The organism is Pseudomonas sp. RP-B7 (assembly GCF_059803535.1).
Map to the genome: position 1 here is coordinate 197,013 of NZ_JAPFHC010000003.1, position 26,282 is coordinate 223,294.

At 60.9% G+C, this 26,282-nt stretch carries 26 protein-coding genes; 13 read left to right on the forward strand and 13 right to left on the reverse strand.

Going from position 1 to position 26,282, the window contains the following annotated elements:
* Window positions 1-112: 112 nt before the first annotated feature.
* The 3 genes from OPU96_RS05340 to ahpF all read left to right on the forward strand — a co-directional run bounded on the left by OPU96_RS05340 (window position 113) and on the right by ahpF (window position 3,419).
* Window positions 113-1,045 (forward strand): site-specific integrase, encoded by a 933-nt coding sequence (locus OPU96_RS05340; protein ID WP_305390715.1) that lies wholly within the window; start codon window positions 113-115, stop codon window positions 1,043-1,045.
* Between the two features lie 133 nt (window positions 1,046-1,178).
* Window positions 1,179-1,742, forward strand: a complete 564-nt coding sequence (ahpC, locus tag OPU96_RS05345) for an alkyl hydroperoxide reductase subunit C (RefSeq protein WP_010210361.1) — start codon at window positions 1,179-1,181, stop codon at window positions 1,740-1,742.
* A gap of 120 nt (window positions 1,743-1,862) precedes the next feature.
* A complete protein-coding gene (gene ahpF / locus OPU96_RS05350) occupies window positions 1,863-3,419 on the forward strand; it encodes an alkyl hydroperoxide reductase subunit F (protein ID WP_226456832.1) in 1,557 nt (518 codons plus the stop codon).
* Between the two features lie 50 nt (window positions 3,420-3,469).
* On the opposite strand, the gene gloA is transcribed toward ahpF, so the two are convergent.
* Window positions 3,470-3,991 (reverse strand): lactoylglutathione lyase, encoded by a 522-nt coding sequence (gene gloA / locus OPU96_RS05355; protein WP_498558789.1) that lies wholly within the window; start codon window positions 3,989-3,991, stop codon window positions 3,470-3,472.
* A 195-nt stretch (window positions 3,992-4,186) separates the two neighbouring features.
* Between gloA and OPU96_RS05360 the strand changes: the two genes are divergently transcribed.
* Complete coding sequence (locus OPU96_RS05360) at window positions 4,187-4,723, forward strand: DUF4946 domain-containing protein (protein ID WP_226456831.1); 537 nt, start codon at window positions 4,187-4,189, stop codon at window positions 4,721-4,723.
* 112 nt (window positions 4,724-4,835) lie between these two features.
* Here OPU96_RS05360 and OPU96_RS05365 read toward each other — a convergent pair whose 3' ends face one another.
* The 3 genes from OPU96_RS05365 to OPU96_RS05375 form a co-directional block, all read right to left on the reverse strand.
* A complete protein-coding gene (locus tag OPU96_RS05365; protein WP_192300020.1) occupies window positions 4,836-5,201 on the reverse strand; it encodes a histone-like nucleoid-structuring protein, MvaT/MvaU family in 366 nt (121 codons plus the stop codon).
* Between the two features lie 198 nt (window positions 5,202-5,399).
* Entirely contained in the window at window positions 5,400-6,941 is a 1,542-nt protein-coding gene (locus OPU96_RS05370; protein ID WP_498558790.1) for an EAL domain-containing protein, read from the reverse strand.
* Between the two features lie 118 nt (window positions 6,942-7,059).
* Window positions 7,060-7,929, reverse strand: a complete 870-nt coding sequence (locus OPU96_RS05375) for a LysR family transcriptional regulator (RefSeq protein WP_305390710.1) — start codon at window positions 7,927-7,929, stop codon at window positions 7,060-7,062.
* 75 nt (window positions 7,930-8,004) lie between these two features.
* Between OPU96_RS05375 and OPU96_RS05380 the strand changes: the two genes are divergently transcribed.
* Window positions 8,005-8,919 carry a DMT family transporter gene (locus OPU96_RS05380; protein WP_305390708.1) on the forward strand — a complete coding sequence of 305 codons (915 nt, stop codon included), beginning with the start codon at window positions 8,005-8,007 and terminating at the stop codon, window positions 8,917-8,919.
* A gap of 249 nt (window positions 8,920-9,168) precedes the next feature.
* On the forward strand, window positions 9,169-10,245 hold the full coding sequence (gene hppD / locus OPU96_RS05385) for a 4-hydroxyphenylpyruvate dioxygenase (protein WP_192300024.1): 1,077 nt from the start codon (window positions 9,169-9,171) through the stop codon (window positions 10,243-10,245).
* 54 nt (window positions 10,246-10,299) lie between these two features.
* Here the strand turns inward: hppD and rarD are convergent, their stop codons facing one another.
* The 3 genes from rarD to OPU96_RS05400 all read right to left on the reverse strand — a co-directional run bounded on the left by rarD (window position 10,300) and on the right by OPU96_RS05400 (window position 13,341).
* Window positions 10,300-11,181, reverse strand: a complete 882-nt coding sequence (gene rarD, locus OPU96_RS05390) for an EamA family transporter RarD (RefSeq protein ID WP_305390706.1) — start codon at window positions 11,179-11,181, stop codon at window positions 10,300-10,302.
* Window positions 11,182-11,345: 164 nt separating this feature from the next.
* Entirely contained in the window at window positions 11,346-12,356 is a 1,011-nt protein-coding gene (locus OPU96_RS05395) for an aldo/keto reductase (RefSeq protein ID WP_498558791.1), read from the reverse strand.
* Between the two features lie 82 nt (window positions 12,357-12,438).
* Window positions 12,439-13,341: a LysR family transcriptional regulator gene (locus OPU96_RS05400; protein WP_305390704.1), complete on the reverse strand. Its 903-nt coding sequence runs from the start codon at window positions 13,339-13,341 to the stop codon at window positions 12,439-12,441.
* 101 nt (window positions 13,342-13,442) lie between these two features.
* Here OPU96_RS05400 and OPU96_RS05405 point away from each other — a divergent pair, with 101 nt between their 5' ends.
* Window positions 13,443-14,147 (forward strand): SDR family oxidoreductase, encoded by a 705-nt coding sequence (locus tag OPU96_RS05405; RefSeq protein ID WP_226456823.1) that lies wholly within the window; start codon window positions 13,443-13,445, stop codon window positions 14,145-14,147.
* A gap of 144 nt (window positions 14,148-14,291) precedes the next feature.
* Here the strand turns inward: OPU96_RS05405 and OPU96_RS05410 are convergent, their stop codons facing one another.
* Window positions 14,292-15,602 (reverse strand): MFS transporter, encoded by a 1,311-nt coding sequence (locus tag OPU96_RS05410; protein WP_226456821.1) that lies wholly within the window; start codon window positions 15,600-15,602, stop codon window positions 14,292-14,294.
* Window positions 15,603-15,762: 160 nt separating this feature from the next.
* Here OPU96_RS05410 and OPU96_RS05415 point away from each other — a divergent pair, with 160 nt between their 5' ends.
* The 4 genes from OPU96_RS05415 (at window position 15,763) to OPU96_RS05430 (ending at window position 19,792) form a co-directional block, all read left to right on the forward strand.
* On the forward strand, window positions 15,763-16,869 hold the full coding sequence (locus tag OPU96_RS05415) for a sugar diacid recognition domain-containing protein (protein ID WP_192300030.1): 1,107 nt from the start codon (window positions 15,763-15,765) through the stop codon (window positions 16,867-16,869).
* Window positions 16,870-16,960: 91 nt separating this feature from the next.
* Window positions 16,961-18,100, forward strand: coding sequence for a glycerate kinase (locus OPU96_RS05420; RefSeq protein WP_498558792.1), 1,140 nt, complete (start codon window positions 16,961-16,963; stop codon window positions 18,098-18,100).
* Between the two features lie 53 nt (window positions 18,101-18,153).
* A complete protein-coding gene (locus tag OPU96_RS05425) occupies window positions 18,154-19,218 on the forward strand; it encodes a DUF1176 domain-containing protein (RefSeq protein ID WP_498558793.1) in 1,065 nt (354 codons plus the stop codon).
* A gap of 61 nt (window positions 19,219-19,279) precedes the next feature.
* Window positions 19,280-19,792, forward strand: coding sequence for a GNAT family N-acetyltransferase (locus OPU96_RS05430; RefSeq protein WP_226456817.1), 513 nt, complete (start codon window positions 19,280-19,282; stop codon window positions 19,790-19,792).
* Here the strand turns inward: OPU96_RS05430 and OPU96_RS05435 are convergent.
* From OPU96_RS05435 to ccoN, 3 genes are all read right to left on the reverse strand, one after another.
* Window positions 19,789-20,481, reverse strand: a complete 693-nt coding sequence (locus OPU96_RS05435) for an aspartate/glutamate racemase family protein (protein ID WP_498558794.1) — start codon at window positions 20,479-20,481, stop codon at window positions 19,789-19,791. The genes OPU96_RS05430 and OPU96_RS05435 overlap by 4 nt on opposite strands.
* A 90-nt stretch (window positions 20,482-20,571) precedes the next feature.
* Window positions 20,572-20,781 (reverse strand): cbb3-type cytochrome c oxidase subunit 3, encoded by a 210-nt coding sequence (locus tag OPU96_RS05440; RefSeq protein ID WP_192300035.1) that lies wholly within the window; start codon window positions 20,779-20,781, stop codon window positions 20,572-20,574.
* Entirely contained in the window at window positions 20,781-22,208 is a 1,428-nt protein-coding gene (gene ccoN, locus OPU96_RS05445) for a cytochrome-c oxidase, cbb3-type subunit I (RefSeq protein ID WP_498558795.1), read from the reverse strand. The genes OPU96_RS05440 and ccoN overlap by 1 nt, the downstream gene beginning before the upstream one ends.
* Window positions 22,209-22,469: 261 nt before the next feature.
* Between ccoN and OPU96_RS05450 the strand changes: the two genes are divergently transcribed.
* Together OPU96_RS05450 and OPU96_RS05455 are read left to right on the forward strand one after the other, a co-directional pair.
* Window positions 22,470-22,964: a hypothetical protein gene (locus tag OPU96_RS05450; protein WP_226456813.1), complete on the forward strand. Its 495-nt coding sequence runs from the start codon at window positions 22,470-22,472 to the stop codon at window positions 22,962-22,964.
* Window positions 22,965-23,036: 72 nt separating this feature from the next.
* The gene (locus OPU96_RS05455; protein ID WP_226456812.1) at window positions 23,037-23,708 is read left to right on the forward strand and encodes a DUF3313 domain-containing protein; all 672 of its coding nucleotides are present in this window, start codon (window positions 23,037-23,039) and stop codon (window positions 23,706-23,708) included.
* Here the strand turns inward: OPU96_RS05455 and OPU96_RS05460 are convergent.
* Together OPU96_RS05460 and OPU96_RS05465 are read right to left on the reverse strand one after the other, a co-directional pair.
* Window positions 23,705-24,715 carry a DUF3829 domain-containing protein gene (locus OPU96_RS05460; protein ID WP_498558796.1) on the reverse strand — a complete coding sequence of 337 codons (1,011 nt, stop codon included), beginning with the start codon at window positions 24,713-24,715 and terminating at the stop codon, window positions 23,705-23,707. The two genes, OPU96_RS05455 and OPU96_RS05460, sit on opposite strands and share 4 nt — an antisense overlap.
* Window positions 24,712-26,262: a J domain-containing protein gene (locus OPU96_RS05465; protein ID WP_498558797.1), complete on the reverse strand. Its 1,551-nt coding sequence runs from the start codon at window positions 26,260-26,262 to the stop codon at window positions 24,712-24,714. The genes OPU96_RS05460 and OPU96_RS05465 overlap by 4 nt, the downstream gene beginning before the upstream one ends.
* Window positions 26,263-26,282 lie beyond the last annotated feature (20 nt).

A 26,282-nucleotide genomic window follows, 5' to 3' on the forward strand; every position in this document is an offset into this window, starting at 1 on the left:
AATAAAAACCTGTTGAAATTCATCAATTAACAGATGGGATATTGGCGTATTATCCCGTGTCATCGACGTTTTAGCCGCGCGTACATACGCAAGCGGTACGAATAGGCTTCCCATGAGCGATCTGGACCGTTATCTAAATGCCGCCACCCGCGACAACACGCGGCGCAGCTATCGCGCAGCCATCGAGCATTTCGAAGTGAGCTGGGGCGGATTCCTGCCAGCCACCAGTGACAGCGTGGCGCGCTACCTGGTCGCGCATGCCGGTGTGCTGGCGATCAACACCTTGAAGCTGCGCCTCTCGGCATTGGCGCAGTGGCATACGAGCCAGGGCTTTCCTGACCCGACAAAAGCGCCGGTGGTTCGCAAGGTGCTCAAGGGGATCCGTGCTGTGCATCCGGCACAAGAGAAACAGGCCGAGCCACTGCAACTAAAGCACCTGGAACAGGTGGTGGCGTCCCTGGCGACTCAAGCGCAAGCCGCCGCTCAAGACCACGATCAACCACGGCTGTTACGCGCCAAACGCGACACCGCGCTGATTCTGTTGGGCTTCTGGCGTGGCTTTCGCAGTGATGAACTCTGCCGCCTGGCGATCGAACACGTGCAGGCCACCCCCGGCGCCGGCATCAGCCTGTATCTGCCGCGCAGCAAAAGTGATCGCGACAACCTTGGCAAGACCTATCAGACCCCAGCGTTGCTGCGCCTATGCCCGGTGCAGGCCTACAGCGAGTGGCTCAGCGCTTCGGCGCTGGTGCGTGGCCCGGTTTTTCGCGGGATTGATCGCTGGGGCAACCTGAGCGAGGAGGGGTTGCACCCCAACAGCGTAATTCCATTGTTGCGCCAGGCGTTGGAGCGTGCGGGTATTGCAGCCGACGCGTACACCAGCCACTCATTGCGCCGTGGCTTTGCGACCTGGGCCCATCGCAGCGGCTGGGATTTGAAGTCGTTGATGAGTTACGTCGGCTGGAGCGACATGAAATCCGCCATGCGCTATGTTGAAGCGACACCCTTTCTCGGGATGACCCTGGCAACGCAGCCGCTGCTTTAAGATTTCTTCTATTAATACGGTTAGCTGATAGACAAAGCCAATCGCGAGCATCAGGTTTGCCAATGAGCCATCGGCCCAGAGACTGGGTAGGATTCACTTCATCAACTTCTTAACCCCTGACGGAGAGTCAACGATGCCTATCATCAACAGCCAAGTAAAACCGTTCAAAGCTACCGCATACAAAAACGGCAACTTCGTAGATGTGTCTGACGCTGACCTGAAAGGCAAATGGTCCGTCGTGTTCTTCTACCCAGCCGACTTCACCTTCGTTTGCCCAACCGAGCTGGAAGACCTGGCTGACAACTACGCCGAATTCCAGAAACTGGGCGTCGAAATCTACAGCGTTTCCACCGACACCCACTTTGCCCACGCTGCCTGGCACAACACCTCGCCAGCCATCGGCAAGATCCAGTACACCATGATCGGCGACCCGACCCTGACCATCTCCCGCAACTTCGACGTCCTGATCGAAGAGGCAGGCCTGGCTGACCGCGGTACTTTCGTGATCAACCCAGAAGGTCAGATCAAGATCGTTGAGCTGAACGACGGCGGTGTTGGCCGTGACGCTTCCGAGCTGTTGCGCAAAATCAAGGCTGCCCAGTATGTCGCTGCCCACCCGGGCGAAGTGTGCCCAGCCAAGTGGAAAGAAGGCGAGGCCACCCTGGCTCCGTCCCTGGACCTGGTCGGCAAGATCTAAGTCAATGAAGTATCCAGGGCGGGTATCCGCACCTTAAGTCAGCTGCAACCGCCCTCAAAAACGCCCGGGCGAGATTCGCTCGGGCGTTTTTTTTACCCAGAATTAAAGGAAATCGCCCGTATGTTGGACGCCAATCTTAAAGCTCAGTTGAAGTCATACCTGGAACGGGTCACCCAGCCGATTGAGATCGTCGCCTCCCTCGATGACGGCGCGAAATCCCAGGAAATGCTGGCCCTGTTGCAGGACGTTACCAGCCTCACCACGCTGATCAGCCTGAAAACCGATGGCAATGATGCGCGCAAACCATCGTTTTCGATCAATCGTCCGGGTGCCGAAATCAGCCTGCGTTTTGCCGGCATCCCGATGGGCCATGAGTTCACTTCGCTGGTGCTGGCCCTGCTGCAAGTCGGTGGCCACCCGTCGAAGGCCAGTGTCGAGGTGATTGAACAGATCCGCGCCCTGAAAGGCGAGTTCAACTTCGAGACGTACTTCTCGCTGTCCTGCCAGAACTGCCCGGATGTGGTCCAGGCGCTGAACCTGATGGCCGTGCTCAACCCGAATATCCGCCACGTCGCCATCGACGGCGCGCTGTTCCAGGCAGAAGTGGATGAGCGCCAGATCATGGCGGTGCCAAGCGTTTACCTCAACGGTGTGAACTTCGGTCAGGGCCGCATGGGCCTGGAAGAAATCCTCGCCAAGCTCGATACCAGCGGCCTCGAAAAAGCCGCCGAGAAGATCAGCGCCAAAGACGCGTTTGATGTGCTCGTCGTGGGTGGCGGTCCGGCCGGTTCGTCCGCTGCGATCTACGCTGCGCGTAAAGGCATCCGCACGGGTGTCGCCGCCGAGCGGTTTGGTGGCCAAGTGCTGGACACCATGTCCATCGAGAACTTTATCTCGGTACAGGAAACCGAAGGGCCGAAACTGGCCAGTGCCCTTGAGGCGCATGTGCGCCAGTACGACGTAGACATCATGAACTTGCAGCGCGCCAGTGCCCTGATCCCGGCGAAGAACCCCGGTGAACTGCACGAAATCCGCTTCGAAAGCGGTGCGACCCTCAAGTCCAAGACCGTAATCCTGGCCACCGGCGCCCGTTGGCGTGAAATGGGTGTGCCGGGCGAGCAGGAATACAAAGCCAAGGGCGTGTGCTTCTGCCCGCACTGTGATGGTCCGCTGTTCAAGGGCAAACGCGTAGCGGTGATTGGCGGCGGTAACTCTGGCGTGGAAGCGGCCATCGACCTGGCCGGTATCGTCAGCCACGTAACCTTGCTGGAATTCGACAGCAAGCTGCGCGCCGACGCGGTGTTGCAACGCAAGCTGCACAGCCTGCCCAACGTGGATGTGATTACCAGCGCGCTGACCAGCGAGGTCAAAGGCGATGGCCAGAAAGTGACCGGCCTGGCCTACAAGGATCGCGACAGCGGCGAGTTCAAGACGGTCGATCTGGAAGGCATTTTCGTACAGATCGGTTTGCTGCCCAACACCGACTGGCTCAAAGGCACTGTCGAACTGTCGCCCCGTGGCGAGATCATCGTCGATGCCCGTGGCGAGACGTCACTGCCAGGGGTGTTCGCCGCCGGTGATGTAACGACTGTGCCGTACAAGCAGATCGTGATTGCCGTAGGCGAGGGCGCCAAGGCTTCCCTGAGTGCTTTTGATCACTTGATCCGCACGTCGTAAGTTGCCTGGCTGAAATGAAAAACCCCATGAGTGATCATGGGGTTTTTTGTTTACAGCGGTGCTGGCTGAATAATTTCGACCCAGTACGCATCCGGGTCCTTGATGAACGCCAGGCTCTTCATGCGGCCATCGTTCAGGCGTTTCTGGAAATCACAGCCCAGGGCCTCGAAACGTTCGCAGGCGGCAACAATATCCGGCACCGAGATGCAGATGTGGCCAAAGCCGCGCGGGTCGGTATTGCCGTTGTGGTAGGCGAAGTCGGCGTCGTTTTCGGTGCCGTGGTTGTGGGTCAGTTCCAGGATGCCCGGGATCGACTTCATCCACTGCGTGCGCTCAGCCGCGTCGGCTGGAATCTGGGACTTGTCCACCAGGGCCAGGAAGTACAGGCTGAATTCGGCTTCCGGGAAGTCACGCTTCTCAACCAGCGAGAAACCCAGGACGCGCGTATAGAAATCCAGCGACTTGGTGATGTCTTTGACCCGCAACATGGTGTGATTGAACACGAAGTTCGCGGTCGCGGTATCAGGTTGGGCGGTGACGCCCGGGAAGGTGTTCAGTTCGTGCAGGCTCATGGGCCCTCCAGAAAAAAATGGGGCAAACGCAACTCCTATAAGGAGCGGTTCCTTGGCTTGCGGCCGGCATCCGTGCAGCCGGGCCATGATACGCAAGCCCCGACCCCGGCGCCAAATTAAAAAGCCCACGCAGGCCTTGCGACCAGCAGGGGCGGGGCTCAAACTTTAACGCTTGGCCCTCTGGTGTTTTTTGCAATGATCGAATTACGTAAAGCGTTGTTGAGCGCTGTGTGTTTGCTGCTGGTCAGCCCCTTTGCATTGGCGACCGAGCCGCAAATCCATTGGCCCAGTGGTTGGCAAGTCGAGGAAGTCACACCCGACGGCGAAGCGCCCGTTCCTCCTCAGGCAGTGTCGCGCCAGCGCGCGATCAAGAATGATGAAAATGGCTTGACGCTGATGGTCATGGAATTGACCGGCACACCGATTGAAGAGGGGCATAAAGTTAATCTTGAGGGCGTATTGATGGAAATGCGTAAATCCATCCAGAAAGATTTCGCCCGCAGCGGCTATCAAAGCGTGTGCAGCAAGATGCACACGACGACCTTGAGCCGCCTCGACGCCCTGGAAACTACTTGTGTGATTACCGAGAATGGCCGGCGCGTGATTTCGCAAACATTGGTGGGCGCGATTGATGCGGATAAGGCGTATGTTTTTTCATACGCAGGCCAAGCCCAAGCGTACGACGCCAGTAAGGACGAAGTCAGTTCGGTACGTGACAGCTTGAAACTTTGAGCGCGATACACCGAACGCGTTTGAACAATATGAAATGTTAGTTAAGTTCGTTTTCGAACCCTGAAGCAAAAAAAGCCCCGCAAGTGCGGGGCTCTTTGTTAGTGCGTGTTGATCAGCCGCGAAGCCAGGAATCTACAGTGGCGGCGCCGTACTGTTCTTTCCAGGCTTTCAGGCCGCGGTGGTTACCGCCTTTGGTCTCGATCAGTTCGCCGGTGTGCGGGTTCTGGTAGACCTTGACCACACGTGCACGGCGCTGTTTCGGGGCGCTGGCGGTTGCAGCGCTGGCCTTGCCCGGGTTCGGGTCAAGGATGGAGATGATGTCGCGCAGGCCTTTGCCGTAGCTTTTCATCAGCGCTTGAAGCTTTTCTTCGAATTCGATTTCTTTCTTCAGGCCAGCGTCGTTCTTCAGCGACTCCAGCTGGGCCAGCTGCTCTTGAAGGGCTTTTTCTGCTGCGCGAAATTCGGCGAGTCTGGACAAAATCTGTACTCCAATAGTGTAGTTGGCGGATACAACTGCAGACAAAGCTATGAGCCAACGGCTTTAAGGTGACTTAAAGAAAGTGGCGCTTTTTGCGAGTTCTGCACAGGCATGAAAAATTGTAGTAGTTAATCCGCCACGAGTAAATCACGTCTTTTGTGTAAACAACATTATTTCAGCTTGTTAGTGGCCGGCTATTCAATGGCTGCCCAGCGATTTAATGAATTCATCACAGGGTAACGGCCGCCCGAACAGGTAACCTTGCAGGAAGTCCACACCTTGTGCCGCCAGGTATTCGCATTGCTCGACTGTTTCCACGCCTTCGGCAACGATGCCCAGGTCGAGCTTGCCGGACAGTTCTATGATGCTGTCGAGAATATGCCGCGAGAGCGCATCCGCACCGATCATGGCGACAAAGCTTTGATCAATCTTCAAGTAGTCGACATTGAAGTTGCGCAAGTAGCCCAAGCTGGAATGCCCAGTACCGAAGTCATCAATGGCGATCATCACCCCTAATCCATGCAGGGCGTCGAACAAGCGTCGGGTTGTATCGGTCGGCTTGATCAGCTCGCGTTCGGTCAATTCGAGCACCAGCGTGACCTGGCCAGGCGCGAAGGCGCCGAGGAATTCGCGACAGTCCTCAACCAGCGCCAGGTCTTCGCAATGGCGTGCGGTGATGTTCACGCCGATATGGAAGCCCGGGCTGAAGCGCTCGGCGTGCGGTGCCAACTGCGCGGCGGTCTGGCGCAGCAGGGCGCGGGTCATCGGCACGATCAGGCCTGAGTGCTCGGCCAGGGGAATGAACAAGTCCGGGCGCACCAGGCCTTCCTTCGGATGCTGCCAACGCATCAGCACTTCACAACCGGCCCACGCACGGGTATCGCCGCGCACCACGGGTTGGAAATACGGTATGAACTCGTTGGCGCCCAACGCCCGTTGCAGCTCATGGGTCGGCGCGCAGGAGCGTTTTTGCAGCCAATGCGCGAGGACGCCGGCCAGTATCCCGAAGAACACCAGCAGGCTGAACAACGCCGGGTAGCGGGCTTCCATGTAGCGCCACACTTCACCGGACGGCATGCCGGCCTCGACGCTGTAGTGATAGCGCGTGGAGGCCAAATGATGATGCGCCACGGCAAATTCCGGCACGGCGCTGTCATGCACCTTGCCGCTGGCGTCCAGCCAGTTGGGCCCCACTTGCAGGACCAGCAGCGCGTAGCGGCTGATCAGGCGCAGGGCGTTGGTCAGGTGGTAGCCGTCAATCGAGGCAAACGCGGCTTTGTCGCCATCGACCAGGCGATACACCAGGAGCGCCGTATCGGGGGTCACCGGGTTGCCGTTCATCAACCACAGATTGCCCTCAACGTAGTCATCCGGGTTCACCGGCGACGCGTACTCACCGCCGAACAGTGAGCTGCAATAGATGTTTCTCTGCCAGGACAGCGTCGTGGCACGCACAAACGGGCGGCGCGTGACTTGTTCACGCAAGGCCAATTGCGCGGCGTTATCACAGGGCTGCCCGGCCAATGGAATCAGGGCCTGGGCGGCGAGGGCGGTGTTGTCGAGCATCAGGTCGAATTGACGCACCGCTTCAAGGGCGGTCTGAGCAGTACTCTGCTGTAGGGTGCGTTCGGCTTGCCAGTACAGAATGACCCCGCCTAAAACCATCGGTAATAGCCCGCTGAGCACGGTGATCATAGAGCGGGTGGCGCGTTTTCGCGGGCCGTTGAGGGTCAGGGGCATGGAAGAAACGGCCTGTTGCAAGGTGGGAAAAGCGCCGAATGGCAATTCAGATTAAATCGATGATAGATGGCGCGGCGCAATTAAGCTCGCTGTACCTGGCCGTTCGGCCAGTAGGCGCCTACCCATAAATCCGTTGTGCAATCTGAATGAACGCCAGGGTCGCCGGGCTCGCCTGGCGTTGATCCAGCACCCCCAGGCCGATTTCGCGTACGACCGGTGGGGATAGGGCGCGCACGACATAACGCGGGTCCGGCGTTGGCGGCAATGAAGCCTCGGCCACCACGCTCAGGCCATCACCGCGACTGACCGCCTCCAGCGTACTGAGCAATTGCGCGCAGCGGTAGCGTACTTTGGGTGTCAGTCGTGCAGTGCTGAATAGCCGTGAGACCAACTCCAAGGAACCGGCCTCAGTCAGTATGAACGGGTCGTTGCACAGCGCCTTCAACGCCACGCTAGGCTGCGCAGTCAGCGGATGTGCCGCCGGCAGCAAGGCGACCATCTGGTCTTTGAACAACGCAAAGGTATCGAGGCGCTCCTGTTCGAGCACCACGAAACCCACATCGACACGCCGCTCGTCCAGCCATTGCAGGACCTGGCGGTCCGGCCCTTCATCCACGTGCACTTCAATCCCCGGATGTTCGTGGCGAAACTGCGTGAGGATGGGCGGCAGCAAGCGGTTGGACGCAGTGGGGCCGAAAGAGCCGATGCGCAACGTGCCACGTTTCATGCCGCGGGCATCGGAAGCTTCCTGTTGTAGGGTATTGGCCACGCCCAGCAGCGTGCGGGCGCGCATGACCAGTTGCTGGCCGATATCGCTGAGTTCGATCTGGGCCTGATGCCGCCGAAACAATTCGACGCCCAGTTCCTGCTCAAGGGCCTTGATGGCATGGGATACCGCCGATTGGCTGATACCCAGACGATGCGCTGCGCTGGTGAAGCTGTGCAGCTCCGCCACCCGCGAAAAAATTTCCAGTTGCGTGAGTGTCATGAGTATTTACTCATTTTACGATGATCGGTCATTACCCGGAGGATACGCCAATATCCACCGTAAAGAGCCCCGTTGATGACTGACCGCCTGACCTACCTGAAGCTTTGCGCCGTGACCATGATCTGGGGCGCCACTTTCGTTGCCGGACGTTACCTGGCTACCGGCGTCGACCCGCTGCTGGCGGCGACCCTGCGGTTTATGTTGGCCAGCGCCGCGCTGCTGGGCTTCATGGGCGCTACCCGCGTGCGCCTGGTGCGGCCACGCGGTGGGCAACTGTTGCAGTTGGCCGTGCTGGGGTTCTTCGGGATTTTTTTCTACAACTTGTGTTTTTTCTACGGCCTGCACTACATCAATGCGTCGCGGGCATCCCTGATCGTTGCACTGAACCCGGCGGTTATCGGTCTGGCCGCGTGGCTGCTGTTCAAAGAACGCTTGGGCGCCGGCAAATGCCTGGGGATTGCCTTGTGCCTGGGCGGGGCGGGTGTGGTCATCATCAGCCGTAATCCACAGCTACTCATCAGCACCGACCAGGCCTGGCTGGGCGACGTGCTGGTGTTCGGCTGCGTGGTGGGGTGGGGCGTGTACTCCCTGTATTCACGAACCCTCAACCAAAGCCTGGGGCCGTTGCAAACAGTAACGTGGTCCATCCTGCTGGGTACCGCCATGCTCGCGACCGTCACGGCCGTCAGCGGCAAACTCACGCTGGCCGCGGTGGCCGCGATCCATCTGCCGCAATGGCTAAGCCTGCTGTACCTCGGCGTATTGGGCTCGGCACTGGCCTACATCGCCTGGTACGACGGTATCCGCCGCATCGGTGCAACCCGCGCCGGGGTCTTTATTGCACTCAACCCACTGACCGCGGTGATCTGCGGCGCACTACTGCTCGACGAGCAACTGACGTCGCCCATGCTGCTGGGCGGCGCAGTGATCCTGCTGGGCATCTACCTGTGCAACAAACCCCTTGCGCAGCCCAGGGCAATGGGGATTTGATAAGAGTACGGACAAATACTGTTACGCTGTGTAGAATCGATTTACGCATACAAGAATATGGACTTGCGCTCACGCAAGCCTCGGCCGTCAGAGACTGATGTAACCATGAAGCTACTCGGCTCCCCCCTCATCTTTGGTGACTTCCTCGCCCGCAGTGTGCGAGGCCTTTCCTGCGCGCCACCGTCAGACCTCATCCTTGCTCGCACCTAACTCGATGGTTAATGACAAGAAATGATGAGGCGCCAAATCATGGCAGATCTATACGAAAACCCAATGGGCCTGATGGGCTTTGAATTCATCGAATTCGCATCACCAACGCCGGGCGTCCTGGAGCCGATCTTCGAGATCATGGGCTTCAGCAAAGTGGCGACCCACCGTTCGAAGAACGTGCACCTGTATCGCCAGGGCGAAATCAACCTGATCCTCAACAACGAACCCCACAGCATCGCGTCCTACTTCGCGGCCGAACACGGCCCGTCGGTATGCGGCATGGCGTTTCGCGTCAAGGACTCGCAACAAGCCTATAACCGCGCCCTTGAGCTGGGCGCGCAGCCGATCCATATCGAGACCGGCCCGATGGAACTGAACCTGCCGGCCATCAAAGGCATCGGCGGTGCGCCGCTGTATCTGATCGACCGTTTCGGCGAAGGCAGCTCGATCTACGACATCGACTTCGTTTTCCTCGATGGCGTGGACCGCAACCCCCAAGGCGCCGGCCTCAAGGTCATCGACCACCTGACCCACAACGTCTACCGTGGGCGCATGGCCTATTGGGCGAACTTCTACGAAAAACTGTTCAATTTCCGCGAAGCGCGCTACTTCGACATCAAGGGCGAGTACACCGGCCTGACGTCCAAGGCCATGAGCGCCCCGGACGGCATGATCCGCATCCCGCTGAACGAAGAGTCCTCCAAGGGCGCCGGGCAGATCGAAGAGTTCCTGATGCAGTTCAACGGCGAGGGCATCCAGCACGTGGCATTCCTCACCGACGACCTGGTCAAGACCTGGGACAAGCTGAAGAATATCGGCATGCGCTTCATGACCGCACCGCCGGACACCTACTACGAAATGCTCGAAGGCCGCCTGCCGAACCACGGCGAGCCGGTAGACCAACTGCAAGCCCGTGGCATTCTGCTGGACGGTTCGTCCATCGAAGGCGACAAGCGCCTACTGCTGCAGATCTTCTCGGAAACCCTGATGGGCCCGGTGTTCTTCGAGTTCATCCAGCGCAAGGGCGACGATGGATTCGGCGAAGGCAACTTCAAGGCATTGTTCGAGTCGATTGAGCGGGATCAGGTGCGTCGTGGCGTGTTGGCCACCGACTGACGTCCTCGAAAAATAAAAAACCCGGTATTCACCGGGTTTTTTCAGGCCTGTCATTCATGCCTTGCGCTGGCGTACCAGATGCTTGAAGCCCTCGTACACCAGCACCATCACCGCCAGCCAGATGGGGATATAGGTCAGCCATTCGCCGCCCTTGATCCCTTCACCCAGGATCAGCGCCACGCCCAGCAGTAGCACCGGTTCCACATAACTGAGCAGCCCGAACAAACTGAATGCCAGCAAGCGGCTGGCAATGATGTAACTCACCAGCGCTGATGCACTGATGACCCCGAGCATGGGAATCAACCCATACAACTTGGGGTGGCTGTCCATCACCGCAAACCCTTGCTCGCCGTGCTGCACGAACCACCATGCCACGGGCAGCATCAACGCCATATCCAGCCACAGCCCGCCCAAGTGGTCGGTGGTCAGGTACTTGCGCACGATGAAATAGACGGGGTAACCGATGATCACCACCAAGGTCGCCCAGGAAAAACCACCGGCCTGATACAGCTCGTTCAACACCCCGAGCCCGGCAAAAAGCACTGCGATCTGCTGCAGGCGCGACAAGCGCTCGCCGTACACCAGGCGTCCGGTCAGCACCATGGTCAGCGGCAACAGGAAATACCCCACCGATACATCCAGGCTGCGCCCATTGAGCGGCGCCCACATGAACAGCCATAACTGCACGCCCAGCAACGCCGAAGACAGCAGCACACCACCGATCAGCCGCGGCTTGTGTGCAAGCATCTGCAGCAATTCCCACACCCGTCGCCATTCGCCGCTGATGATCATGAACACCGTCATGCACGGCACGGTCAGCAGCATGCGCCAGCCGAAAATCTCCAGGCCGCTCAATGGCGTGAGCAGTGATGTGAAGTAATACATCACGGCAAACAACACCGAGGCCAACACCGATAACACCACACCTTTAGACACGCAGTCCTCGCGAAAACCGATTGAGACAAGAGAGGAGGGGATTATGGTGCTTTTGGCGTGAAAGAGGTGCGCTGTTTTGGGGCGTTTTCCAGGAAAATCTCCCGCCCGTCCAATCTGTCCCAAGGGCGCTCGCCACAGCAAGCGCCCTGGTCACCACAGTGCGGTTACGTCCGTGCGACTCGGCCCGACACAAAATGCCCGACATCATTGAACCCCGGCGTAGACGAATGCCCCGGCGTCACCAGCGAATCAATAAACGCCTCATCCGCTGCCGTGACCTTCACCTCCAGCGCCCCAATGTAGGCATCCCACTGTGCTTCGGTACGCGGTCCGACAATCGCCGAGCTCACCGCGGTGTTGTTCAACACCCACGCGATCGCAAATTCGACGATTCCCACGCCACGTCCCTGGGTGTATTGCTGGATCTGCTGGGCGATGCGCAGCGACTCCACGCGCCATTCGGTTTCGAGGATGCGCTTGTCCTGGCGCGCGGCGCGGCTGCCGGCTTCGGGCGTGACATCCGGCGCGTACTTGCCGCTGAGCACCCCCCGCGCCAGTGGGCTGTAAGGCACCACGCCCAAGCCATAGGCCGCCGCTGCCGTGAGTTGCTCGACCTCGGCCTGACGGTTGACGATGTTGTACAGCGGCTGGCTGATCACCGGCTTGTCGACACCCAGGCGCTCGGCCACCCGGATCACTTCGGCAATGCGCCAGCCACGGTAGTTGGACAGCCCCCAGTAACGGATCTTGCCCTGGCGGATCAGGTCGCCGATCGCCGAGATGGTCACTTCCAGCGGCGTGTCATGGTCTTCGCGGTGCAGGTAATAGATGTCCAGGTAGTCGGTATCGAGGCGGGTCAGGCTGGCTTCCAGGGCATTGAAGATGCGCTTGCGGCTCAGGCCGCTGCGGTTGGGCAGGCCATCGGTGGGGCCGATCGCGACTTTGGAGGCGACGATCCAATCGTCACGATGACGGGCGATGGCCTCGCCGACGATTTCCTCGGAGCGCCCACCGGTATAGACGTCAGCGGTGTCGATAAAATTGATGCCCTGGTCCCAGGCCTTGTCGATGATGCGCAGCGAGTCCTCGGTGTTGGTCTGCTCGCCAAACATCATGGTGCCCAGGGTCAAGGCACTGACCTTCAAGCCGGACTGGCCCAATGTGCGGTAGATCATGGATAGCTCCTTTCTGGCGGTGAAACGTGGGTTATGCAATACCAGACTCGCAGGCTCTGGAACAAGCCCCGCACGCGTTTCTTCATGTGCTCAGCAAGGCCTGGCAACGCTCCTGGAGAAATCGATGCAGCACCTTCACCCGCTCCGACACTTGCAGCCGATGTGGGCACATCAGGTTCAAGGGGGCGGGCTCTCCCTGCCAATCCTCGAACAGCGCCAGCAGCCGGCCAGCGCGAATATCGCCGATGACATCCAGCCTGGCCTTGTAGGCAATACCGTGCCCGGCCAATGCCCAGCGGCGTACGATTTCGCCGTCATCACTGAGGAAATCTCCGCTCACGTCGACGTCTTGCAGCTCGTTGGCGCGGCGAAAACGCCAGGTCTTGCTGATCTGGCCTTGGCGCATGTACCGCAGCGCGCTGTGCTGCGACAGCTCCAGGGGCGCCTGGGGCGTACCGTGGCGTGCAAGGTACGCGGGGCTGGCGACGGCGACGCGGCAATGCGCGGGGGCGATCGGCAGCGCCACCAGGCTGGAGTCCTGGGGCACGCCAAAGCGCAGGGCGATGTCGATGGTTTCGCGGAACAGGTCGGCATTGCTGTCGTTGAGCATCAGTTGCAGGCGGATATTGGGGTGTTGGGCCTTGAACTCATCCAGCCAACCGAGCACCACATTGCGCCCGAAGTCCGATGGCGCGGCCACTTGCAGCAGGCCGCTCAGGCCTTGGTTTTGCTGCTTCAGCGCCTGCTCGCCCTCCGACAAGGCGGCCAGCGCCACGCGCACGCTGTCGAGGTAGCGCCGGCCTTCTTCGGTCAGGCGCATGCTGCGTGTAGAACGGGCCAGCAGACGAAAACCCAGGCGCGTCTCCAGGCGCTTGAGGGCGATGCTCGCGGCCGCAGGCGTCAGGTTCAGGCCTCGCGCAGCCGCCGAAAGGCTGCCGGTGTCGGCGGTGCGCACGAAGACTTCCAGATCAAGGATCGAGCTCATTTATAAAAATCCTTTAAAGATCTTGTCGTTTTACCGGGATTTTTCGCCGATTACCAAGCTGAGAAGATGAACGCTCACTTTCTCAACCAGGACAGTTCTTCATGACTTCTCCCCTGAACGGCAAAACCGTGATCGTCATTGGTGGCAGCAGCGGTATAGGCGCGGCCGTGGCCAAGGCCGCCGCCGCCCGAGGCGCCCACGTGGTATTGGCTGGCCGCCGCCTGACGTCGAGCGCCGAACACGGCCTGCGCAGCGAGCCGGTGGATGTCACCGACGCAGCCTCGCTACAGCGCCTGTTCGAAAACGTCGGGCATTTTGATCACCTGGTCTACACCTCGGGACCGAACGTACGCGCCAAGGCCCTGACAGACACCGATCTGCACGAGGCCCAGGACAATTTCAACGTCAAACTCTGGGGCTCGTTGCGTGCGATCCAACTGGCGCTGCCATTCCTTGACGCGCACGGCAGCATCAGCCTGACTTCCGGGCAGTTGGGCCGCAAAGTGGTGCCGGGGCAGTTCATCAAGATCGGCATCAATGCCGCGACAGAGGCACTGGGCAAACAATTGGCCAAGGAGCTGGCGCCGCGTCGGGTCAATGTGATCAGCCCGGGGGTGATTGATACGCCCGCGTATGCAGGCTTGGCCGAAGAGCAGCGACTGGCGATGTTCGCCAAGGCGGGCAGCGCGTTGCCGGTTGGTCGGGTAGGGCAGGCGGAAGAAGTGGCGGCAGGTTACGTGCTGGCCATGGAAAACGGCTACATCACCGGCAGTGTCATCGACATCGACGGCGGCGGCCTGTTGTAACTGCGCAATAGGCCTGTGGGAGTGGGCTTGTGTGGGAGCGGGCTTGCTCGCGAAAGCGGTGTATCAGTCAAAGGTGTATTCACTGATCCACCGCTTTCGTGAGCAAGCCCACTCCCACACACGCCATCTCCTACAGAGGCCGCGTTAAACCTTGAGGCTGCGGGTCATGCGCAGGGCCAGCACGCTACCGGCCACAATCACCGCCGCCAGCAGGTACAACGCCATGTCCGTCGACCCGGTGGCATCCTTCACAAAGCCGACGATATAGGGGCTGAGGAACCCGGCCATCTGTCCCATGGAGTTGATCAACGCCAAGCCACCTGCCGCCGCGCCTGCGCTGAGCATGGCGGTCGGTACTGGCCAGAACATCGGCAAGCCAGTGAGGGCGCCCATCGTTGCGATGGTCAGGCCAAGAATCGCAATGGCTGGCGTCGTGGCAAAGTTCACCGCAATCACCAGACCTATCGCCCCCATCAACATCGGCACCACCAGGTGCCAACGACGCTCCTTGCGCAAGTCGGCGGAGCGCCCCACCAGCAGCATGAAGACCGCCGCCAACAGATACGGGATTGCACTGAGCCAGCCGATTACCAGGTTATCGCTGAAGCCCAGGTTCTTGATGATCGACGGCAGCCAGAAGTTGATCGCGTAGACACCGCTCTGAATGCAGAAATAAATCAGGCCAAACGCCCAGATCGCCGGGTTCTTGAACACTTCGGCGAGGGAGTCGGTGGTGGTCTTGGGCTTATTGGCCAGGTCAGTCGCCTGATCGGCCTCCAGTACCGCACGCTCGTGGGGCTTGAGCCACTTGGCGTTGGCGAAACTGTCACTGAGCAGGAAGTAAGCCAGGCCACCAAGGATCACGGTCGGGATGCCTTGCAGCAGGAACATCCATTGCCAGCCGGCGAGGCCACCCTGGCCGGCGGCGAAGTGATTGAGGATCCAGCCGGAGAACGGGCTGCCCAGCAAGCCCGAGACCGGAATCGCCGACATGAACAGCGCCATGATCCGCCCACGTCGGAACGTCGGGAACCACTGCGAGAGATACAGCACCACCCCCGGAAAGAACCCGGCCTCGGCAGCCCCGGTAAACAGACGCAGGGTATAGAAGTGCGTCGGCGTGGTGACGAACAGCAGGCACGTAGACAAGGTGCCCCACACGATCATCATCAGCGCAATCCAGCGCCGCGGCCCGAACCTGGTCAGTGCCAGGTTGCTCGGCACGCCGCACAGCACGTAACCGATAAAGAAGATCCCGGCACCCAGGCCGTACACGGTTTCGCTGAACTTCAAGGCATCGAGCATCTGCAACTTGGCAAAGCCAACGTTTACCCGGTCGAGGTAATTGAACAGATAGCAGATGAAAATGAAGGGGATCAGGCGCAGGGTGATGCGTTTGTAGATGGCGTTTTTATCGTCATCGGTAGCCAGTGCGGCAGTGGCGCTCTGTGACATGGCAGTCTCTCTTTATTATGATTTTTCGCGATGCGAGGGTAACGTTGATCGCCTAAACAGTCTCGGTGACGTGACGGGGTACTGTCTTTGTGCTCGCGCACAGTGAACCTCCCTTTGCGCTGTGCCGGTGAACAACCCGCTTTTTCAGGAAAATAGCCCCATGTTCGAGCTGGATCATGACTTGGCGCAGGATATTGTCGATCGCACCATGGCCATCCTGCCCTACAACGTCAACGTCATGGACAGTCAGGGGCTGATTCTCGGCAGCGGCGAGCCGGAGCGCATCAATACCCGTCATGAAGGCGCGCAACTGGTGCTGGCCAATGGGCGTGTGGTGGAAATCGATGGGCAGACCGCCAAGCACCTCAAGGGCGTGCAGCCGGGGATCAACCTGCCGCTGCTGCATGACCAGCGCCTGATCGGCGTACTCGGCATCACCGGCGAACCGGAAGGCTTGCGCACCTACGCCGAGCTGGTGCGCATGACCGCTGAAATGCTGGTCAGCCATCGCCATCAGCAGGCCGAGCAACAATGGCGGCGCCAGCGTTGCGACGATCTGCTGGCGTTGCTGCTGGCCGAAACCGGCGACTCCCCCCGTCTGGTGGACGAAGCCCAGCAACTGGGGCTCAAACCGCAACTGGCACGCACGCCGTACCTGTTTGAACTGGGCCCGGGCCAATCGGCAGAAGCCTTGAATGCCTGGCTGACCTCGCGCTACCCCGACAGCTGGTGTGTCAGCTCGGCGCAGTTTTCCCTGCTCTGGTGCCGCCCGGCAGCCCTGCCGGTGGATAACCCACGGTTGCTGGAAAAGCTCGAAGGCCAGGGCTGGAACATCCTGCGCGTCGCCGTCGGCGGGCAAGCCGACGGTTTGCCCGGGCTGCGCCGTTGCTACCGCCGTGTCGGCGATTTGCTCGCCTATGGCCGCGATGTCCTGCCGCACACACGGCTGCTGACCCTCAACCGCTTTCGCCTGCCGGTCATGCTCTGGCGCCACCGCAACGATGATGCCCTCGACGAGTTGCTCAACCCCCTGCGCAAGGTGCTGGCCAAGGACGCCAACGGCCAATTGCAGGCAACCCTGCGCAGTTGGTGCGAGCACGACGGCCAGAGCCAGGCCTGCGCCGATGCCCTGGGCATCCATCGCAACAGTTTGCGTTACCGCATGGAGCGCATCGCCGAACTCAGTGGCGTCGACCCACTGACCCTGGACGGCATGCTCGCGCTCTACCTCGGTGTTCAGTTGTTGCCCCAGGCTTTGTCGGAATGAACAACAAAGCCCAGCCGTACTTGTGCATCGGACCGGCGTCATCGGCGCTGCCAACTGGCAGCATGGGCGTTATAAAAACCGGAGAAAGCCCATGAAGATCATCATCGCCCCCGACTCGTTCAAGGACAGCCTGAGTGCCGAAGGCGTCGCCCAGGCTATTGCCCAAGGCTTGGCCGACGTCTGGCCGGATGCGCAGTTGCTCCAGTGCCCAATGGCGGATGGGGGTGAAGGCACGGTGGAATCGGTACTCGCCGCCTGTAACGGCGAACTGCGCAGCCAAACAGTGCAGGGGCCACTGCGCGGTACGGTTGACGCGCGTTGGGGCTGGCTGGCCGACAGCCACACAGCGATCATCGAAATGGCCGAAGCCAGCGGCCTGCAACGGGTACCACCGGGGCAGCGCGACGCCTGTTGCAGCACCACATTCGGCACCGGCGAACTGATTCGCGCCGCACTCGACCTGGGTGCACAGCGCATCATCCTGGCGATTGGCGGCAGCGCCACCAATGACGGTGGCGGCGGCGCGATGCAGGCGCTTGGCATGCAGTTGTTCGACGCCCAGGACCAGCCGTTGCCACCGGGTGGCCTGGCCTTGTCGCGCCTGGCGCGGATCAATCTCGAGCGGCTTGACCCACGCCTGGCCGAGGTGCGCTTTGAAATCGCTGCCGACGTCAATAACCCACTGTGTGGCCCTCATGGCGCCTCGACCATCTTTGGCCCGCAAAAAGGTGCCGATCCCACGCAAGTGCAACAACTGGATGCCGCACTCAGTCACTACGCCGACCACTGCGCCCAAGTCCTGCGCAAAGACGTACGCGACGAACCCGGCAGTGGTGCGGCCGGTGGCCTCGGTTTCGCCGCCAAAGCTTTCCTCGGCGCACAGTTTCGCGCCGGTGTGGAAGTCGTCGCCGACCTGGTCGGCCTCGACGCCGCCGTACGCGGTGCCGACCTGGTGATCACCGGCGAAGGCCGCTTCGACGCCCAGACCCTGCGCGGCAAAACTCCGTTTGGCGTGGCGCGTATCGCCCAGCGGCACAATGTGCCGGTGATCGTCATCGCGGGCACCCTTGGCGACGGTTATGCGCAAATGTATGCCCACGGTGTCGATGCCGCGTTCGCCTTGCCGTCCGGTCCGATGAGCCTGGAACAGGCGTGCAGCGAGGCACCACGGTTGTTGCGCGAACGGGCCGCGGATATTGCGCGGGTGTGGCGCACTGCCGCTCGACGCTGACGCAACGCCCCAGACATGGGACAATCCGCGCCTTTTCGACACGGAGAGTCCCCATGCTGCGCCGCTTACTTCCGGCCCTGTTGCTGGCCGCTATCACCCCTCAAGCCTTGGCTCAACCGCCTGTGGAAACCGTGCCATTGGTGCGGGAAATCAAGCAGTGGGTCATCGGTTGCGACAACCTGCGCAATTGCCACGCCCTCAGCGCGCCCAGCGGCGTCGACGAAGAGGACTACAGCTCGCTGACCTTGCATCTCTGGCATCAGGCCGGGCCTGAAGGCTATCTGCGTTTGCGCTTTGACCATCGCGGCCAGGCCGTGGACCTTTCCACCCTGCGGCTGGACGGTCAGCCGCTGGGGCCGGACCTGACCCGCGACTTGCACGTCGAGCTGGACGATCAGGGCGGCGATCCCGACATGCAGTCCTACGGCGTGATCGAAGAGGCCGCGGCGCGGCGTCTGTTGCAGCGTTTGCGCAATGGCCAGCGCTTGCAGTTGCCGGGTGAAGACGAGGCCCACGTATCGCTGAGCGGGCTGAGTGCAGCGTTGCTGTTGATGGATGCGGTACAAGGGCGGGTGGATAACGTTACCGCACTCGCACGGCCGGGCAAGGGGGCCGCGAGTGAAGTGCCGCCGCGCTTGCCGCCCCCCGTGCTGCGTAGGTTCCAAACCGCGCCACCGCTGAGCGCGACAGAACAAGCCGGGCTGGTCGCCGCCGCATTGCAGGCGGTCACGCCGGAGGAGGGTGAAGCCGAAGCCAACGTGGGCGCGCTGTCAGAGAAGGAAGCGATGACTGTCACGCGTTATGACTGCGCAGCCTACAACTGCGAGTTCGATGTCAGCCGCCGTGAACGACAAGCGCCCTACAAACAAACTCAGTTGAAACTGCAGCCATTGCCGCTGGACGCGGCGGAACTGCAAGGCTCGGTTGGCTACGACGAAAGCACCGGCACCCTCAGTTACTTCTACAAGCAGCGTGGGATCGGAGACTGCGGTGGCGGTGGCGTCTGGGTGTTTGACGGCAAGGCGTTCCAGCTCAGCGAGTTTCATGTGATGCCGCGCTGCACCGGCGTGGCTTATGGCGATTGGCCGTCGTTGTGGACGACTCAGCCGGCACCCTAGCCAGCGGGCGGGCGTGGCCTCTACACTGGGCGGCCACTTGTCTTTCAAAGGATGAAACACAATGCACACGCCTGAACCCCATATCGTCATCCAGCGTTTTACCGAGGCCCACCTGGAGGGCGTCGCCGCGCTCTATAACGAACCGGCCGTGTGCCGTCAGGTGCTGCAAATGCCTTTCCAATCGATTGAGGCGTGGCGCAACAAGCTGGAAATGGACAACGAGCGGCGCCTACAGCTGGTGGCGGTGCATGGCGGGGAAGTGATCGGCCAACTCGGCCTGGAACAACAACTGCGTGTGCGCCGCAGCCATGTCGGATCGTTCGGCATGGGTGTGGCCCCGGCCTGGCAGGGCAAGGGCGTGGGCTCGCGCCTGCTGGCGGCCGCGCTGGACGTGGCCGACAACTGGATGAACCTGCGCCGGGTAGAGCTGACGGTGTACGCCGACAACGAAGCCGCGCAGCAGTTGTACCGCAAGTTCGGTTTCGAGGTGGAAGGGCGCATGCGCGATTACGCCGTGCGTGACGGCGCGTTCGTCGACACCGTGAGCATGGCGCGCCTGCGCCAATCCGCCTAGTCCTGCAACGCGAACACTACCGCAGCCTGCGCATGCAGCTCGGTGGTGTCCAACAGCGGCAACTTGCTGTGCTGCGGCTTGATCAGCAGGCCGATTTCCGTACATCCGAGAATGATCGCCTGGGCGCCGCGCGCGGCCAGGGACTCGATCACCCGTTGGTAGACCTGGCGCGAGGCTTCGCTGATCACGCCGACACACAACTCCTCGTAAATGATCCGGTGCACCGCTTGGCGCTCGTCCGCGTCGGGCACCAGCACGCTCAAACCGTGGTCGGCCAGGCGTGACTTGAGAAAGTCCTGTTCCATGGTGAACGCCGTGCCCAGCAAACCCACGGTCAAGGTGCCTGCTGCAACAGCGGCCAACCCCGCCGCATCGGCGATGTGCAGAAACGGAATCGACACTGCCGCCTCGATACGCGGCGCCACCAGATGCATGGTGTTGGTACACAGCACGACGCAGTCGGCCCCGCCGGCTTGCAGGCGCCGCGCAGCCTCTTCGAGGATCAGCGCGGCGTCGTCCCAACGCCCGGCGTGTTGTGCCTGCGCCACCGGGCCGAAATCCACGCTGTACATCAACAGTTGCGCCGAGCGCAGCGGGCCCAGTTGCTCACGCACCTGCTGGTTGATGAGGCGGTAGTATTCGGCGCTGGACTCCCAGCTCATGCCGCCGATAAGGCCGATGGTGCGCATGCGATGCTCCTGACAGGGGTAGTCGGCCCACCTTACCCATCGACCACGGATTAGTCATACGCAGTTGTCCACCAAATCGCCGGTGCAGTTTCACATGTCGAGGTTGATCCAGCCCGGTTTGGCATGTTCCGGTGCAACCGCGTTGACCTGTTTGCCGGTGGCCTGCTCCACCCGTTGTGCCACCTCGGGATCGTCGGCGAAGGGGAGCAGGCTGGCGTCATCCAGACTCTGCTCGGATTGCCCGCGCAAGCAGTACTCCACGGCGCCATACAGGCACATCAACAGCAACCAGCCCCACATCAGGCGATTCGCGCATCTAGCTGGGCCATGCGCACGTCGGCGCTGCGCACCGTCCGCCAGGTGTTGTAAGCCATCAGCAGCATGCCCGTCAGGAAAAACACGCCACCGGCGAAACGTACGACAAACCCCGGATGGCTGGCCTGCAAGGCTTCGACAAACGAGTAGGTGAGGGTGCCGTCGTCGTTCACCGCCCGCCACATCAGGCCCTGGGTAATACCGTTGACCCACATCGAGGCGATGTACAGCACCGTGCCGATGGTCGCCAGCCAGAAGTGCAGGTTGATCAGCGGCACACTGTGCATCTGTTCGCGGCCGAACACCTTGGGGACCATGTGGTACAGCGAGCCGAACGTGATCATCGCCACCCAACCGAGCGCGCCGGCGTGCACGTGGCCGATGGTCCAGTCGGTGTAGTGGGACAGGGCGTTGACGGTCTTGATCGCCATCATCGGGCCCTCGAACGTGGACATGCCGTAGAACGCCAGCGACAACACCAAAAAGCGCAGGATCGGGTCGGTGCGCAACTGATGCCAACCGCCGGACAAGGTCATCATGCCGTTGATCATCCCGCCCCAACTCGGCGCCAGCAGGATCAGCGACATTGCCATGCCCAGTGACTGCGCCCAGTCCGGCAGCGCGGTGTAGTGCAAATGGTGGGGCCCTGCCCAGATATACAGGGTGATCAATGCCCAGAAGTGCACGATGGACAGGCGATAGGAATACACCGGCCGCCCGACTTGTTTCGGCACGAAGTAGTACATCATCCCAAGGAAGCCCGTCGTCAGGAAAAACCCTACGGCGTTATGTCCGTACCACCATTGCACCATCGCATCGGTCGCCCCGGAATACACCGGGTAGGACTTGAACCAATCCACCGGGATCGCCAGGTGATTGACCACGTGCAACATGGCGATCACCAGGATAAACGCGCCGAAAAACCAGTTGCCCACGTAGATATGCCGGGTTTTGCGCCGTACCACGGTGGTGAAAAACACCACCGCGTAGGCTACCCACACCACCGCCATCCACACCGCACCGGAGAACTCGATTTCGGCGTACTCCTTGGTGGTGGTGTAGCCCAGCGGCAGGCTGACCAGCATGATCACGATGACCGACTGCCAACCCCAAAAGGTAAACGCGGCCAAGCGGTCGGAAAACAGCCGCACCTGGCAAGTGCGCTGCACCGCGTAATAGCTGGCGGCAAACTGTGCGCTGCCGGCGAAGCCAAAAATCACCAGGCTGGTGTGCAAGGGCCGCAGGCGGCCAAAGGTGGTCCAGGGCAGATCAAGGTTCATTTGCGGCCAGACCAGCTGCGAAGCGATCCACACGCCCATGGCCATGCCGACAACACCCCAGGCGATGGTGGCAATGACGAATTGACGGACGACTTTATAGTTATAGGCCTGCCCGATTGTTGCTGTGCTCATGCTCAGTCCTCCCACGGTTCCAAGTGGCGGGCACTGTAGGAAGAGTGACAAAAACAAAACAGCCTCAGTAAAAGCTCATTAATGCGGATCAGTTTGTTTGCTATGAAAACAAGGCCACTGGCGGCGCTGATCCGCTATTTATCGCGGGACCTGCGCTTTTATCCCACTGCACCGCAATGGCCCCGGGCTTTAATCGTACGGTGTGTGACGGCATCTGCCATGATCAGCCCTCGCGACCTGGCTCACCCAAGGAGTTCCGCAATGGACGATGTACAGCAACTGGGCGAGATGCTTCGTCATTACGCCAACACCGAAGCGCACAAAAAACAGCAATTTGATGTGCAGTCGGCCCGTTGGGCGCAAAAGCTAGGCGAGTTGTTCGGGCAGATTGAGCAGTGGCTGGAGCCGGTCAAGACAGTCGGGTTGCTTGAAGTCCACCGAGAAGCTTATGTGGCGAGCGGCCCGAGCGTCCCGGTGGAGACCTCGACCTTCAAGACCGAGAAGTTGAACGTGCAGATCACCGGCAAGACCGTGGAGTTTGTACCGGATGTCATGGGTGCGGGCGGCTTGATCTCGGTGGCGGTAATGGGCCTGACGGCCGCGCGTCACGGCAGTGTCTCGCTGGTGTTGCCGGCGGATAAAAACGACTGGTTATGGAAGAAAACCAACGGCCTCAAAGACCCGGACACCTTTGGCTTTGATGCGAATTTCCTGGCCTCGCAGTTACAGGGCCTGATTCCACGTGAACGCAGCTGAGCCGGCTATTTCTCCAGAGTTGGCTATACCTACAGCTCGATGTTTCAGTGATGATCGCCAAGGAGTGCCGTGATGAAACCAAGACTAATGCTCAGCGCGCTGTGCGTTGCCTCCATCGCAATGGCAGGCTGCGCCAGCAAAATCACGCAACCGGATGAATATTCCGGGTTTCTTTCCGACTACAGCCAGCTCAAGGAGGCCAAGTCGCCGTCGGGCGCCGAAGTGATGCGCTGGGTCGATCCCAAGCTCGACCTGAGCCGCTACCACGCGGTGTTTATCGAGCCGACCCAGTTCTACCCCAAGCCCCAAGCCAGCGCAAAAATTCCCGACAGCACCCTCAATGGCATCAACGCCTACTACAACCAGGCGCTCAAGCGTGAACTGGAGAAATCCCTGCCGCTGGCCAAGGCCCCAGGCCCCGGGGTGGTCGTGGTACGCGCAGCGATAACCGCCGTCAGCAGCAAGACCGAAGCGCTCAAGCCTTACGAGTACATTCCGGTGGCGCTGGCCGTGGCGGCGGTGAGTACCGGCGCGGGTATCCGTGACCAGGAAACCACGTTGGGCACTGAGGCACAGTTTCTCGACGGGGCCAGCGGCAAGGTGCTTGCCCAAGTGGTGCGCAAAGGCACCGGCAAGCCGCTGGCCAACGACGCGCAGGTAATGAAGGCCGATGACGTCAAGAGTGTGATCGATGGCTGGGCATCAGACCTGCATCAATCTTATCTAAAGCTGAAAAGACCCTAGAACGTGTTGCGCGCCTGGCGATTGTAGTAGCTGAGCAGGCTGTCATAGCGGCGGGCGACGACGTAATAGTCGTCGCTCAGTTGCTGCGGCGACGCGTGATCAAGCCAATCGTTGAGCAACGCATGCATCGCCTCAAGGTAGGCGTCGACGCTCGGTTTGACGCTGTACCAGAGGTAGGCCGCGTCCTCGTCGCGGGCGGTGCGCGGGACACCTTTGGCGAAGCGTTCAGTGTTCTCGCCAGCCACTTGTACGGCGGCCGCCAGCGTCGCCAGCGCTTGGGGCGTGAGGCTGGCGTTGCGCATGCCCTGGTCGACCTGGTTGATTGCCTGGCGCGCTGTGATCATGTAATTGAGCACGTGCCAGTGCAGGTCCTCGCCGAAACGAGCTTTTAGCAGGGTCAGTTGCGCGGGTCGCAAGCGCTGTTCCTCGCGTTCCAGCGCGCGGCGCAGCTCGGCGGAGATCGACGTGTAGGCCGCGCCTTCTTTGAGCATGTTCTCCCTGAGCAGCGCCAACATGTTGTCGTTGAACAATCGTTCGTAGGCCGCCGACTGTGGCTGGGACGACTTGGACGCGTAGATCAACCCGGTGATGGCATTCAGGCTCGGCACGAACCGCTCGGCTACGCCGATCAAGCGGCTACCGGGTTGCTGGCTCTTGAGTTTGAGCGCGATGTTTTCACCGCAGACATCTTTCTGGATCACCCGCGCCTCGGGCTCGGTGGTATCGCCGAATTCGCTGCGGTTGTGCGGATAGCCGGCGGGGTACAGTGTTGACTGCCCATCGCTGAGGTTCGGGTTGGCGCGGCGGTAGTACACCAGCCGCGTATCGCGGTCGACGCGGTTGACGCAATCGATGAGCGGTGCCAGCGCGCTGGCCATTGCCGTGTCGGCGCCATCGCGTTGGTCCCACCATAACCCCACCAGTTGCACTTGCCTGGCGGCACCGGCGAGGCCAAACAGGCCCATGACCAGCGCAATGCCGAGGGCAATAAACCAATTGGAATTCATTGTGCAGCCTCCTGGCCATACCACTGCTCCTGCGTCGCAGGGGCCTGGCAGTGTTCGGCGGTGCGCGGCATGCGGCTGCACAAACGCTCGGTCCACTGTTGCAGGCCTTGATTGCGAGTGACCAGGTAGTGGTTGTCGAGCACCTTCAAGCCGCCGTACAGCGCGATGCCGCCGACGACGCACAGCGCAATAGCGAGGTTGGTCTTGCGCGGGTTGCGCACGGACCACGGCGTGTGTTGGTTCATGAACGGCCGCTTGACTGCACCGATCAACGCCAGTGCCAGCACCAGGGTCAGGCTGGCGAGGGGGCCGAACCAGTAACCGAGGACGGCGACGAGCACCCCACCGGGCAGCAGATCACGAAGCGGCAGCAAGGGCAGGTGAGTGGGGCTGAGCCAGCGCGGCAGGCGCTGGCTCAGGCGCTCGTCCTGCAAGCGATATTGATGCGCCAGCGGCCGCCAGACCTGCCATGCCACACCCGCGCCTATTGCAAAGGCCAGCGACCACAGCAGCCCTAGGCCGACAGTCGGGACGACGTTGCCGTGCAAGGTGTCGGCCTGCCCGAAGGTGCCGACCACACACGCCAACAGCAGCGCCACCAACCATGGCCAGGTGTCCAGGCTCTTGTCCCAACCTTGCCAGAAATACACGGTGCCACCGGGCATCGCTTCGGCCACGGCGACGTGTTCGGCGTAGATGTCCGCGCTGAGTGCCTGGCAAGCCTGCCAGTCGTCTTCATCCAAGCGCTGGGCAAATGCCCGACGCTGACCGAGTGTCATCGGTGCCAACAGCAAGCGGGCGGCGCGTTGCTGGGGGCTGTAGGGCGGCTGTACGGCCAGTGCACGCTGCTGGGCCAGGAACAGCGGTGCCTGCTGGCGGCGCAGCAGCAACGCCCACTCATCGGCAGGGCAGTTGTGGTCCGCGCCACCGTGCCAGCCCTGGCCGACGCAGACCGCGTCAAACACCGCGCTCGACCAATAACGGTTGTTTGCCAGCAGCCTGGCCAGCCATTCGTTGAACCAGTCGGCGTGGGGGTATTTGCTCACCCACGTGCGCTCGTTCCGTGCGGCATAGGCGGCGAGGAATGCACCGTCGTGTTGTTGCTCAAGGGCCTCGTACAGAGGTTTTTGCAATGCGGTGCGTTGTTGGTATTCCAGGGTTTGCATCAATGCAACGGGCAGTTCCAGGCGCTGCCAGGCCGTCATCCAATTGAACGTTTCGAACGCCCACCGGGTGTCGGCGGCGTCGAGTTCGCCGTCGACACTGCGTTGCAACAGGTGAATTTCGAAGAGCAGCAGCGTGCCGTCGGCCATCGCGGCTTGGTAGCGCTGGTCGAGGCTGGTGCCCGTTTCCTCGACCAGCACCTCGGGGGCCTCGTCGTACGCTTGCGCACTCCACGCCAACGCCGCTTCGTAGGCTTCGCGCAAGCGCTGGAAGCCCTCGGGGTCGTCATCCGGACGGGTCTTTTTCAGTAACGCCGCGTATTGACGCTTGATTGCGCGGCTATCGGCGTCCGGGGTGAGGCCGAGGACATTCCAGCAAGTCATATGCAGTACAACTCCATAAA